Raw genomic sequence first — 12,375 nt, 5'->3', positions numbered from 1 at the left:
CTAGCCATAACCCCCTTACCCGGAGATTTACACCATGAAACTCAACCATCTACTTACGGCGATCGCCACCCTTGGCCTTGTGGCCAGTTTTGCCCCCAGTGCCAACGCCCAATTCCGCAACTATAACCGCTACAACAATTCCGGCTACAGCAATTCCGGCGATCGGATTGGCACCCCAGGCTTTAGCCAGCCAATTTTTATGCCTAATCGCAGCAATACCTATCCCAACGGTTACTACAGAGGCCACAACTACAATCGCAATTATCGGGGCAAGGACGAATTAACTATTATCAATGGCGGTAATAATTGTGTTAACTGCCGGGTGAATGGTTGGGAGCGTCGGGATAATAATAATTGGCACCATCAACGCCATCGTCAGGAGTATTTTTATTACTAATATTTCTCTTAGGTTAACGACAATAAAAAAACCCTGTCTAAACTTTAATTAAGTCAACAGGGAGATAATTGTTTTTGGAAAAATTTAACGCTGCTTGAGAACTATCTGAATGCCGTCAAATTATTGCCTAGGTTTTATTGGCCAACGCCGTTTCTGGGGGCAGCTTAATATCCTTAGCTAAGCCAAGGAAAGATAGGGCTTTGATGGTCATCCAAGTTAAATCCACTTCCCACCACCGCAAACCATGGCGAGCGGAATATTGGTAAGCGTGGTGATTATTGTGCCAGCCTTCCCCAAAAGTTAACAAAGCCACCCACCAACAATTACGGGAATAATCATCAGATTCATGGCTAACGTAACCAAATTTATGGGTGGCACTATTAACAAACCAAGTGAAGTGGAAAACAAACACGAGGCGGACAAAAATGCCCCAAATAACAAAGGGCCAGCCACCGAAGGCATAAAGAATCAAGCCCAGGACCACTTGAATAGGAACTAAATTATTCTGGCAAAATTGATAAAATTTATCGTCTTGAATATCTTTGGTGTAGCGGGGAATATCTTGCTTTGCAGGAATTTCAAACATCATCCAGCCCATGTGGCTCCACCAAAACCCTTTATTGGAGTCGTGGGGATCAGGATTAGTATCGGAAAATTTGTGGTGCATGCGGTGTAAACCAACCCACTCGAATACGCCCCCCTGACAAGCCAGGGTGCCACAGACTACGAAAACATATTCCAACCATTTAGGAACGTTAAAACTACGGTGGGAAATGCAACGGTGGAAACCCAGGGTAATGCCGACACCGCCGGTAATCACATAGAGTAAGAAAGCCACCCCCACTGCTTTCCAACTAAAAAACTGGGGGAGGAAAGCCAAAAGGGCCACCAAATGAATGGAGGTGAAAAAGAAGATCACAGTCCAAGCAGGAGTTAGCTTGGGCTTGGAATCGTTGGGAAGAGCAGCAGTCATGAAAAAAACCTAACGAAAAAACGGAATAATTGGCGCTTGCTAAAAACGATTAAACTATTGTCGGAAAGTTTGCTTAAATATAGGTATTCAATGTTTAATGGGTTTAACATCGCCGGAATTTACCAATCAGCAAAGAAAATCGAATCGTTGATGATCTCGGGGATTGGAAGATAGTTTAAGGGGAATTCCCAAACATCATCAAAAGTTAAATAATATCTTAATGAAATATTCAGGACTACTTAAACAAGCAGAAGAAAACCTAGTCCCAATCTTTTCGGAAATCGACGCAAAGGTCAAGCAAAATCTATACAAAGTCATAGAGGCTTTTCGTCACCATCGGGTTGGGGTACAGCACTTTGCGGGGGTGAGTGGTTATGGCCACGACGACCTAGGTAGAGATACCCTGGATAGGGTTTTTGCAGAGGTGATGGGGGCGGAGTCGGCCGCTGTGCGGGTACAGTTTGTTTCTGGAACCCATGCGATCGCCTGTGCGTTGTACGGCATTTTGCGACCGGGGGATGAACTACTGTCGGCGGTGGGTGCTCCTTACGACACCCTCGAAGAAGTGATTGGTCTTAGGGGAAGTTGTCAAGGCTCCCTCGCTGACTTTAACATTTCTTATCGTCAATTGCCCCTCGCGGCGGCCGGTACGGTGGACTGGCAGGGGCTGGAAACGGCGGTGCGTCCGGAAACCAGGTTAGTTTTAATTCAACGCTCCTGTGGTTACAGTTGGCGCCCCAGTTTGGCGATCGCCGACATTGCCAGAATTATCGAAATTGTTAAAGCCCAAAATCCCCATACCCTTTGTTTTGTGGACAACTGCTATGGGGAATTCATCGAGACAGTGGAACCTACGGCGATCGGGGCAGATTTGATGGCGGGCTCCTTAATCAAAAATCCCGGGGGCACCATTGTCACTGCCGGAGGGTATTTAGCAGGGAAGGCAGAGTGGGTAGAAGCAGGGGCCTATAGATTGACCGCTCCAGGCATTGGCCTGGAAGGGGGAGCCACCTTTGACCAAAATCGCCTCCTCTACCAAGGCTTATTCCTGGCTCCGCAGATGGTGGGGGAAGCGATGAAATGTAACCATTTACTAGCCTATGTATTTGACCAATTGGGCTACCCGGTTAATCCGGCCCCCTTGGCCCCCCGCCGGGACGTAATCCAAGCGATTCAGTTGGGCAGTCCAGAAAAATTAATTGCCTTTTGCCGAGCGCTCCAGGGGGCTTCCCCCATCAGTTCCTATCTCCAGCCCGTACCGGCCGCCATGCCTGGTTACGCTAGTGAGGTGGTGATGGCCGGGGGCACCTTTATTGACGGCAGTACCTCTGAGTTGTCCGCTGATGGTCCATTGCGGGAACCCTACACTGTTTTTTGCCAGGGAGGCACCCACTGGACCCACATGGCGATCGCCTTGGAGGAAATCCTGGCCGCCTTTGAAGCGCTGGAGAAGGACGAAAAACCTTGAATTATCAGGACATCAGCCGTTTGGGGAAGTGGTCTGTGGCAAACTCAGGAACTCCATTGCCAAGCCTACAATTGGGTTAGCTGGTCAAAACAGCCACAGTATTTGGAGGCGTGATTGACACGATTGGTTATGAAAAATTATTATTCTGCCCTTTTGGGTCGCCCCGCTAAAGTTGCCCTAGTTGCCCTAATTCTTGGTGGCCTGGGCCTAGCAATGCCCAGCTACGCACAGGAGACCCAAACCTACTACTGCTCCCCGACCGAAACGCTGTTGATTAAAATGATGGCAGGCCCTGCCATTGAAGTTACCCTGCCGGATGGGCGGACAATGGTGCTCCCCCAAGCAGAATCAGCCTCTGGCACTAAGTACAGTAATGGTTCCCTGACGGTTTGGTCTAAGGGGAATACTGCCCTAGTGGAGGAAGGCGGCACCGTTAAATGGCAGGATTGCGTCAAAATCTAGTCACTTTCATCCCTTCATTAGGACATCAATGTCATGGTCAATAACTCCCCTACTCTCCGCCGGCGATCGCCCATTGTCTTATTGGCAGCCCTACTCAGTTTTGGGGCTGGGGCGTTGGTGTTTGTCCCCGTCCATGCGGGGGAAGTGGAAAATCCCCATAATCCCTTTGGTTACGAAGATGCGGACCAAGTGGATTACAAAGACATGGACCAGGAAAATTATCAGGATTTAACCGAGGAAAAATCCGTCAATGACAATAGCCTAGACTACGAACAAGACAATGAGTATGAGAATGACAACCAGTATGAATACAAAGATCAAGATGATTTCAATTACCGTGATATGAACTGATAGGAGCCATAGGCCTATTCAAAGGCATTGGCGATCGCCTGTTGACCCTGGGGACTGGTGGCAAAACCCAAAAATGCTTCCACCTGGGGAGAGGGGGGCGTTTTGTAAAAATAAAACAATTGCCGTCGCAGGGGATAATTCTCCTGGTTGGGACTGAGGCTGTCAATGGGCAAAATTTTGGCGGTTTGCTGGTTCTCTACCTGTCCATAGGTGGCGTAGCTGATGCCGTTACTACCCAAGGCCCGAATGATGGGGGTGGTGGCATCCCTGGGCATGGTTTGGAAATTTGCGCCCTGGCCAAAAGTTTGCCCCTGTAAAACCTGGGCGGCGAAGGTTTGTTGGGTGCCGCTTTCAGAAGGTCGATTGATCACCTGAATGGCACTGTTTGGTCCCCCCACCTCAGACCAATTAGTGATTTTTCCGGTAAAAATATCCCGTAGTTGGGCCAACGTTAGACCCCGGTTGAAAAGATTTTCCCTGCCTACCATCACGGCGATCGTGTCGCTGGCCACCGGCACCGCTGCTAAGCCCTGGCTTTGCTCCTGGGGAGTGAGGGGGCGAGAACTTGCCGCCACATCCACTTTGCCCAGAATTAGGCTAACAACCCCCTTATCGGTGCCCTGGGCATCGGTTTGCACCACTGTGCCGGGAAAAGTTTGCTGGAATTGATTTTTTAATGCCTCATTGATATTGACCATGGTGGTGGAACCATCAATGATCACCTTGGTGCCTGCTGAAACTTGGGCTGGGGCGAGGAACGCATCGGCAGCTTGTAATTCTGGAGGAGGAGGTAATTTGCTCGGTTCACCAACCATCGCCCCTGGGTTTTCATCGCCAGCGTGGAACCGTTGCCATAGCCACCAACCGCCCCCCGCCACCACCACTCCGGTAATGGCTAAAGCTCCGATTAAGATAACTGCTTCATTTTTTTGCCCCATGGGTCATTGCTCCCAACTCTATGCCATTGAAGTGGAAAAATCATAGCCTATTTAGCTTCGGTTAACCTTTACTTAATCTTGGTGTAATTCCGTCTAGCTCCCCCAATAAACTTTAATATCAAAACACACTTCCCCTGTCGGGTTAATCGTTATGGTGTCAACCCTCGATCGCCGAAAATTAGTTTCCCTCAATCTTCCCGACCAGATCTCACTCCAGGTCACCCCAGAGCAATTTGCCCAGTTGGCGATCGCCAATCGAGACTTAAGACTAGAACGCACTGCAACAGGAGTTTTGATTGTGAATCCTCCCACCGGCGGCGAAACTGGTAAGCGTAATCTTAACCTTGCCGGTCAGCTTAGTTATTGGTTTGAAGCTAACGACAATTTAGGGGAAGCATTTGACTCCTCCACGGGTTTTGAGTTGCCCAATGGTGCCAACCGATCGCCGGATGCTTCTTGGGTTGCTAGGGAACGCTGGGAGTCCCTTACCCAAGAAGAAAGGGAAGGATTTATTCCCCTCTGTCCTGATTTTGTCGTGGAGTTGCGGTCTAAAACCGACAGTCTCAAAAAACTCCAGGAAAAGATGGAGGAATATATGGAGAACGGGGCAAAATTAGGTTGGTTAATCGACCCCCAAAATAAACGGGTAGAAATTTATCGCCCCGGGCAAGCTGTCGAAGTTTTACAAAATCCAGATACACTATCAGGGGAAGAAATTTTACCGGGATTTACCCTGTCTCTTAAGAGAATTTTTCCGGTTTAATCACTATATTTCTCCCTTTTTTCTTAATTTATAGGTTGAGATTTATCAACTATTGAAATGACTCTTTTGGCGTGATTACTTCAATGGTTCTCAAGGTCTTGTCGCCAATCCTAACGCCTTTATCCATAATTTTAGTGATGCTTCTTTCTTCTAGGTCATCTCTTACTTCTGTTTCAACTACTTGACAAAAATCAAAATAGAGCTATCTCCACCTGCCCTTGTATGATGGTGAAACAGAATAATTTTGAGATTCGAGCAAGGTAAGCGAATGAAAATTTTGGTCACCGGCGGCACAGGCTTTTTGGGCACAACCCTCTGCAATCAACTTGAGGCCCAGAGCCATGAGCTAACCAAAATCAATTCCCGCAACTGTGACCTGACCCAACCGGATTCTCTACATCAGTTTGCTCCCGGCAGTTTTGACCAAATTTATCACCTAGCTGCCTGGACCCAAGCCGGAGATTTTTGTTTGTCCCATCCGGGGGAACAGTGGTTGATCAACCAAAAATTAAACACTAACGTCCTAGATTGGTGGCACGGTCAACAACCCCAGGCGAAGTTGATTTTTATGGGCACCAGTTGCGCCTATGACCCAAATTTGCCCTTGGAGGAGGAATATTACCTCACTGGTTTACCCATTGACAGTTTGTTCACCTACGCCATGACCAAAAGGATGCTCTATGCGGGGGCTTTGGCATTACAAAAACAATATGGGCTGAAATACCTCTGCCTAGTGCCTTCAACGTTATATGGCCCCGGTTACCACACCGACGGACGGCAAATGCACTTTATTTTTGACCTGATTCGCAAAATTATCCGGGGTAAGCTCTACGGTGAAACGGTTACTCTCTGGGGAGATGGTTATCAGCGGCGGGAACTGGTCTTTGTGGAGGATTTTGCCCGTATTGCCCTGGAACTGGCGGCCACTGTGGATAATGATTTGGTTAATATTGGTGCCGGGGAAGAGTTTACCATTCGTCGTTTTGCGGAGTTAATTTGCCAGGAAGTGGGCTACGACTTCAATTTGATTGAATTTGACACCAGCCGTTATGTGGGGGCTAAGTCTAAATGCTTAGGGGTGAAAAAACTCCAGGGTCTCATGCCGGATTTGCAGCTAACCGGCTTGGATCAAGGCTTGGCAAAAACGATCAAATGGTTCTGGACAGAACAGGAAAAGTTAGTGCCTGAAACTGTTGCTTAAATTGAATACGATTGTCGTATCGTTTTTAACTTTGAGAAAAATCATGAAACCCTACAGCCTACATTCTGCAGCCTCTACCGATAGTTACGAAATTTAGATGAAAACACTAAATATAGCGCAGTCTTCTTGTACAACTTACCTGGGAGTGAAGAGGCAAACCCCGAAATAGGCTTGCTGTCGTACTCGATTTCAAACAAAAGTGTACTATTCGCGGAAGGTAGGCTACAAGAAGAAATAGTTCTAATTGATATCGGAGCTCACGATGAAGTCAATTAAAACGATCGCCCAGTTGCCTATTTCTGTATACTGAAAGGGAAATGAAAATCAACTTAGCAAACATCTCTACACTAAGTCAAAATTACTATTAACCGTACTCGAAAAACAAAGTAATTTATAACCTTCGTAAAAAATGTTTATTAGTAGAGTTCATTTGTCTAAAATAATTGGAACAAAACCTAGCAATATTAGGAAGACAAAAAAAGTAAATAATGAAATTATTATTCACCTATGGGACTCTGACAAAATTGTTAGAATAAATTTTGAGGAGTATGAAGATTTCATTAAAAAAAGCCAAGGTAACACTGACAAATCAGACTACTCATTAAAACAACAATCATTTGGGGCTATTTTATTGTTAGCAGGTTTAGCTATATCCTTAATTGGAGTCAATATGAATACCTCTGCTGGTTCGACATTTGGTCGTTCATCTAATTTCAACAAAATAAACAATCAAAACACCATAGGTGGTTTTGTATTTTTGAGTGGTATTATTCTTATTGCCACATCCAAATCTTAATAGCTTCACTTTTTTGTATTAAGATACGCATCTCTTCTCCTTGCGATTTATGAAAACCCCAAAGACTTCTGACTATGGTTCCTGGCGATCGCCAATTACGGCCGATGCTCTGTTGGCTGGGAGTATTGGTTTGGGAGCGGTGCAAAACAGCGGCGGGGATTTGTTTTGGCTGGAAGCGAGACCGGCGGAAAAAGGACGTAATGTGTTGGTGCAACGTCGAGCCGATGGCACTGTGCGGGATGTCACCCCGGCTCCCTTCAATGTCCGCACCAGGGTGCACGAATATGGTGGTGGAGCCTTTTTAGTCACGGAAAATGGGATTTATTTCAGTAATTTCAGCGACCAACAGGTTTACGTCCAAGGCTTGGGGCAGGAACCACATCAGTTGACCCATACACCGGACTGCCGTTTTGCTGATTTTGTCTTGGATCAACCCAGACAAAGGTTAATTGCTGTTGGTGAACGTCACAATGCAGAAGAAAAAGAACCGGAAAATTTTCTCGCCGCCATTAGCCTAGAAAACGGAGAAGTCACGGCGATCGCCACGGGCCATGATTTTTATTCTTCCCCCCGCCTTAGTCCCGATGGGCAGAAATTGGCTTGGATTACCTGGGACCATCCGAATATGCCCTGGGATGGGACCCAGCTATGGTTGGCCGACATTGACCAAGCAGGAAACCTCAGTAATCTTAAAATCATTGCTGGGCAGACAGGTAACGAATCCATCCATGAACCCCAATGGTGCCCCGACGGCAGTTTATATTTTGTCGGCGATCGATCCGATTGGTGGAATTTGTACCGCTATCACAAAGGGGAAGTGGATAACGTTTTTCCCCTCGACGCAGAATTTGCCTATCCCCATTGGGTATTCGGCCTGCGGAGTTATACCTTTGTTGATGTTGACACTATTATTTGTACCTTCACCCAGGATGGTGCTTGGCAGTTGGGCAAACTTAAACCTTCCCGTAAACAGTTAAGCATTTTGGGACTGCCCTACAGCAATTATTCTTCCCTGTGCAGTGACGGCAAAACCCTCTGGTTCATCGGCAGTGGCCCCACCACATCCTCGGCGGTAATTGCCCTGGCGGTGGAAGCCCAGGAAACGGAAATTCTCAAAGTGGCCAGCGATTTTGACCTCGATCCGGCCTACCTTGCCCGGCCCCAAGCAATCAGTTTTGCCAGTGATGATGGGCAAACTGCCCATGCCTGGTACTATCCCCCCACCAACGGTGATTTTCAAGGCCCCCCCGATGCCCTTCCTCCCCTCTTGGTCAAAAGCCATGGTGGCCCCACCGCAGCGGCCGGCAATTCCCTGAGTTTAAAAATTCAGTATTGGACTAGTCGGGGTTTCGCCTATGTGGATGTCAATTACGGAGGCAGTACGGGCTATGGCCGGGATTATCGTCAACGGTTGAATGGGCAGTGGGGCATTGTCGATGTGGCGGATTGTGTCAGTGCGGCCCGTTACCTGGCAGACCAAGGTCTAGTTGATGGGGAGCAACTGGCTATTTCCGGCGGTAGTGCGGGGGGTTACACCACCCTGGCGGCCCTAACTTTCCACAATACGTTTAAAGCTGGGGCTAGCTATTACGGTGTGAGCGATTTGACTGCCCTAGCCACCGATACCCACAAATTTGAGGCCCGTTATCTAGATGGTCTGATTGGTCCCTATCCAGAAAGAAAGGATTTATACGAACGGCGATCGCCAGTGAACCATGCGGAGCAACTTACTTGCCCAGTGATTTTTTTCCAAGGTTTAGAGGATAAAGTGGTGCCCCCCAACCAAACGGAAATGATGGTGGCAGCCCTCAAAGCCAAGGGCATTAAGGTGGAATATGTGGCTTTTCCCGAGGAACAACATGGCTTCCGCATCGCCGCCAACATTAAAAAAGCCCTGGAGTCGGAACTCGCTTTCTACGGCGAAGTGTTCGGCTTTACCACCGCCGCAGATTGACGGCCCATTACCAAGGAGCGAATTTTGTCCCAAGGCTAATTTGTGCAATAATCAGAGTTTGCGTATAAATTACCGTATTCCTTCCCGCAACAGTTATGGCTAAAAAAGGTAAGGGGGCACGCCTCGTCATCACCCTAGAATGCACCGAGTGCCGCAGTAACCCCGACAAACGTTCTAATGGCGTTAATCGTTACACCACGATGAAAAATCGTCGTAACACCACCGCCCGGTTGGAACTGAAAAAATTCTGCACCCATTGCAACAAACACACCATCCACAAGGAAACCAAATAATTTCCCTGGTCTGTGATTATTTTCCTTAGTTCGGTATCCGCTTTGTAACCGAGATGCCCAAACTAGCACCCTATCAAGTTATTTTCGCTAATCTCCATGAACTACTACCGTAAACGCCTTTCTCCCCTACCCCCCAATCAACCGATTGATTATAAAGACACGGAATTATTGCGTAAATTCATCACTGAACGGGGCAAGATTCTCCCCCGGCGCATCACTGGTTTGACCGCTAAACAACAACGGGATTTAACCACTGCGGTGAAGCGCTCCCGTTTGGTGGCTCTGTTACCTTTCGTCAACAAAGAAATTTAGTTTTTTTCGTAGAAAATTAAATAAACTCCAATGTCTGTGAATTAGGGTCGAGAAAGTCTTTTCGTTTTAGGCCCTAATTTTCTTCTTTTAGCAGCTCCCTCGCCATTTGCAAGTATTTGTCTTTGCTTTTTTGAATTTCATCAAACCGAGATAGACTTCTTGTAATTTCCGCTACTATTGGACTCATCCAACCAATTACTTCAAGAATTTTGTCGTGTTGTTGCTTAATTTTGGAGTTATTACAGATTGGTTCATGATGGAATATTTTGTTCCTAAATTTATTGATATTTCCCAATTCATTGGACAACGTTGCTCTAGTTCTCAGAGATCTGGGTAATTGGGGCATAAAGTCTTTGTTTTTAAACAGGACAGGATAAAGTTTTTGCTTATGTTCATATTCCCTGTAGGACAATGCTGTCCAGAATCCCAGAGTCAAAGAGCTAAGAATTTGATTATGCCTTAGTTCTCTACCTTGGCGTTGAATGATCTTTTGAATTTTTTCCCTATCTTTATCACAAAGAAATGAATGGGCTTTTGTAGTTGGAAGAAGCCAATCTTCACCATAAAGACAATAAATTGCATGGTCAAAGTGGTTTCTTAAAGTTATTTCATAGCTTTGTAGTAATGGATAAAAGCACTCACTCAACGCAATATTCCAGAGATAATTCCCAAATATATCAGCGTGACTCTCTTTGTTGGAAATACGGTAGGAAACCAGTCTTCGATATGACAGGGCTTTCCTTAGTTCCTGTTGTCGAATTTGCCGAAAATCCACCGTTTCGTTAGAATAGAGTTGAGTCCCATGGTTAATCCTCTGTCAGTATAGCTGTTATCGATCCAAGGGTAAGAATAATTCTGTGAATTCTAGACCGGTTATTCAAACGGCGATTATTCGTCGTTCTACCTCCGGGTAGAAAATACAGGGAAATGCAGTAGCTTTTATGGTTGCTGCATTTTTCTTTACCTGTGAAATTCATTCGCCACAGAAATTGTGGTTGGGGTAAACCAATTTCTATCCTGGGGAACTGGAACTTTTCCAACTTTGCCCCTATCCTAGGCGTATCCCCTTGGGGAATTTGGGTGCAGAGGAGTAAACTTTATGGTCTTGAGTCGAGACGTTAAATCTTCCCCGGAACAAAGTTCTAGGGTTTCGTCAACGTTATCCGGCTACCGTTTGGCGGAATTGATTCGTCAGCGGGCTTGGGTGGAAATTGACCAAGCGGCGTTGGTGCATAACGTCCAGCAGTTCCGGCAGTATGTGGGGCCGAAAACTAATTTGATGGCGGTGGTCAAAGCTGATGCCTATGGCCATGGAGCAATTCGAGTGGCCCAAACTGCGTTACAGGCTGGGGCCGATTGGTTGGCGATCGCCACTTTGGGGGAGGGCATCGAACTGAGGGAAGCGGGCATCACCGCCCCCATTTTGATCCTGGGGGGGATTAATAGCCCAGAGGAAATTGAAGCCATTGCCCATTGGCGGCTACAACCAACCCTCTGCTCCCCAGAACAAGCTCAATTGTTTAACGATATTTTGGCTAAGTTGGGCAAGGTTTTACCAGTACATCTCAAGTTAGATACGGGCATGACTCGGCTCGGTACCCCCTGGCCCCTGGCAGCCAACTTTGTTGGTTTGGTGCAATCTTTACCCCAACTACAGCTAGCCAGTTTATATTCCCATCTGGCCACAGCGGACGACCCCAACACCGCCACCATGCTCCAGCAACAGCAGCGTTTTACCACGGCGATCGCCAGTTTGCGCCAAGCCCAATTGCCCATACCCCAATTACATTTAGCCAACTCTGCGGCCACCCTCCATGGCCCCGCTTGGCACTACGACATGGTCCGGGTCGGTTTGGGTTTGTATGGCCTTTATCCCGCCCCCCATTTAGGCGATCGCCTGGATTTAAAACCCGTATTAACGGTACGGGCTAAAATCACCCAGATCAGAACCATTCCCCCCGGCACTGGGGTTAGTTACGGCCACCAATTCGTCAGTGAAGAAACCATGCCCATGGGGGTGGTGGGCATTGGCTATGCGGATGGTGTCCCCCGTAATCTTTCCAATCAATTGGAAGTGCTGCTGCGGGGCCGACCGGTGCAACAAATCGGGGCTATCACCATGGATCAAATGATGGTGGATTTACGGGGCATTGATAACCCCCAAGTGGGGGAAGTGGTCACTCTCATTGGCCAAGACGGCGATCGCCAAATCACCGCAGACCATTGGGCCTCCACTTTGGGTACCATCTCCTGGGAAATTCTCTGTGGCTTCAAACATCGCCTACCCCGCATTCTTGTTTGATTAGGCGTAGTTAATCTCTTTCAGCTATCATTTTTGACCAGAAAAATTGCCCAGTTCCTAAGCTCCTAAGGCCTAAAGCCGATTACTTCAACCAGTTGATCCCTCACGAACAGACGATCACCCAAAAAACAAATTACCATGGTGGTGGGTAGCTACTGTTAAATT

The 12,375-nt window shown here is 47.3% G+C and carries 14 protein-coding genes; 11 read left to right on the top strand and 3 right to left on the bottom strand.

Annotated features, from left to right (window positions below; translation table 11 throughout):
- Nucleotides 1-34: 34 nt before the first annotated feature.
- Entirely contained in the window at nt 35-397 is a 363-nt protein-coding gene (locus tag H6G45_RS07640; protein WP_190597853.1) for a hypothetical protein, read from the top strand.
- 127 nt (nt 398-524) lie between these two features.
- Here the strand turns inward: H6G45_RS07640 and H6G45_RS07635 are convergent, their stop codons facing one another.
- Nucleotides 525-1,370, bottom strand: a complete 846-nt coding sequence (locus tag H6G45_RS07635) for an acyl-CoA desaturase (protein WP_190597852.1) — start codon at nt 1,368-1,370, stop codon at nt 525-527.
- A gap of 220 nt (nt 1,371-1,590) precedes the next feature.
- Here H6G45_RS07635 and H6G45_RS07630 point away from each other — a divergent pair, with 220 nt between their 5' ends.
- From H6G45_RS07630 to H6G45_RS07620, 3 genes are all read left to right on the top strand, one after another.
- Nucleotides 1,591-2,838, top strand: a complete 1,248-nt coding sequence (locus H6G45_RS07630) for a methionine gamma-lyase family protein (RefSeq protein WP_190597851.1) — start codon at nt 1,591-1,593, stop codon at nt 2,836-2,838.
- A 129-nt stretch (nt 2,839-2,967) separates the two neighbouring features.
- On the top strand, nt 2,968-3,300 hold the full coding sequence (locus H6G45_RS07625) for an MliC family protein (protein ID WP_190597850.1): 333 nt from the start codon (nt 2,968-2,970) through the stop codon (nt 3,298-3,300).
- 33 nt (nt 3,301-3,333) lie between these two features.
- Complete coding sequence (locus tag H6G45_RS07620) at nt 3,334-3,651, top strand: hypothetical protein (protein ID WP_242018091.1); 318 nt, start codon at nt 3,334-3,336, stop codon at nt 3,649-3,651.
- A gap of 14 nt (nt 3,652-3,665) precedes the next feature.
- Here the strand turns inward: H6G45_RS07620 and H6G45_RS07615 are convergent, their stop codons facing one another.
- Entirely contained in the window at nt 3,666-4,589 is a 924-nt protein-coding gene (locus H6G45_RS07615) for a phosphate ABC transporter substrate-binding protein (RefSeq protein ID WP_190597849.1), read from the bottom strand.
- A gap of 151 nt (nt 4,590-4,740) precedes the next feature.
- Here H6G45_RS07615 and H6G45_RS07610 point away from each other — a divergent pair, with 151 nt between their 5' ends.
- From H6G45_RS07610 to rpsR, 6 genes are all read left to right on the top strand, one after another.
- Nucleotides 4,741-5,352 carry a Uma2 family endonuclease gene (locus tag H6G45_RS07610; protein WP_190597848.1) on the top strand — a complete coding sequence of 204 codons (612 nt, stop codon included), beginning with the start codon at nt 4,741-4,743 and terminating at the stop codon, nt 5,350-5,352.
- A 268-nt stretch (nt 5,353-5,620) separates the two neighbouring features.
- Complete coding sequence (locus H6G45_RS07605) at nt 5,621-6,553, top strand: NAD-dependent epimerase/dehydratase family protein (protein ID WP_190597847.1); 933 nt, start codon at nt 5,621-5,623, stop codon at nt 6,551-6,553.
- A gap of 409 nt (nt 6,554-6,962) precedes the next feature.
- Nucleotides 6,963-7,349, top strand: coding sequence for a hypothetical protein (locus tag H6G45_RS07600; protein ID WP_190597846.1), 387 nt, complete (start codon nt 6,963-6,965; stop codon nt 7,347-7,349).
- A gap of 49 nt (nt 7,350-7,398) precedes the next feature.
- Complete coding sequence (locus H6G45_RS07595) at nt 7,399-9,303, top strand: S9 family peptidase (RefSeq protein WP_190597845.1); 1,905 nt, start codon at nt 7,399-7,401, stop codon at nt 9,301-9,303.
- 95 nt (nt 9,304-9,398) lie between these two features.
- Complete coding sequence (gene rpmG / locus H6G45_RS07590) at nt 9,399-9,596, top strand: 50S ribosomal protein L33 (RefSeq protein WP_010873736.1); 198 nt, start codon at nt 9,399-9,401, stop codon at nt 9,594-9,596.
- 96 nt (nt 9,597-9,692) lie between these two features.
- Nucleotides 9,693-9,908 carry a 30S ribosomal protein S18 gene (rpsR, locus tag H6G45_RS07585; protein ID WP_010873737.1) on the top strand — a complete coding sequence of 72 codons (216 nt, stop codon included), beginning with the start codon at nt 9,693-9,695 and terminating at the stop codon, nt 9,906-9,908.
- A gap of 73 nt (nt 9,909-9,981) precedes the next feature.
- Here rpsR and H6G45_RS07580 read toward each other — a convergent pair whose 3' ends face one another.
- The gene (locus H6G45_RS07580) at nt 9,982-10,683 is read right to left on the bottom strand and encodes an Abi family protein (RefSeq protein ID WP_190597844.1); all 702 of its coding nucleotides are present in this window, start codon (nt 10,681-10,683) and stop codon (nt 9,982-9,984) included.
- A gap of 324 nt (nt 10,684-11,007) precedes the next feature.
- Here H6G45_RS07580 and alr point away from each other — a divergent pair, with 324 nt between their 5' ends.
- Nucleotides 11,008-12,210 carry an alanine racemase gene (gene alr, locus H6G45_RS07575; RefSeq protein WP_190597843.1) on the top strand — a complete coding sequence of 401 codons (1,203 nt, stop codon included), beginning with the start codon at nt 11,008-11,010 and terminating at the stop codon, nt 12,208-12,210.
- Nucleotides 12,211-12,375 lie beyond the last annotated feature (165 nt).

It is taken from the genome of Synechocystis sp. FACHB-383, assembly GCF_014698605.1.
GTDB classification, from domain to species: Bacteria; Cyanobacteriota; Cyanobacteriia; order Cyanobacteriales; family Microcystaceae; genus Synechocystis; species Synechocystis salina.
This window is presented reverse-complemented; position numbering and strand designations above follow the sequence as displayed.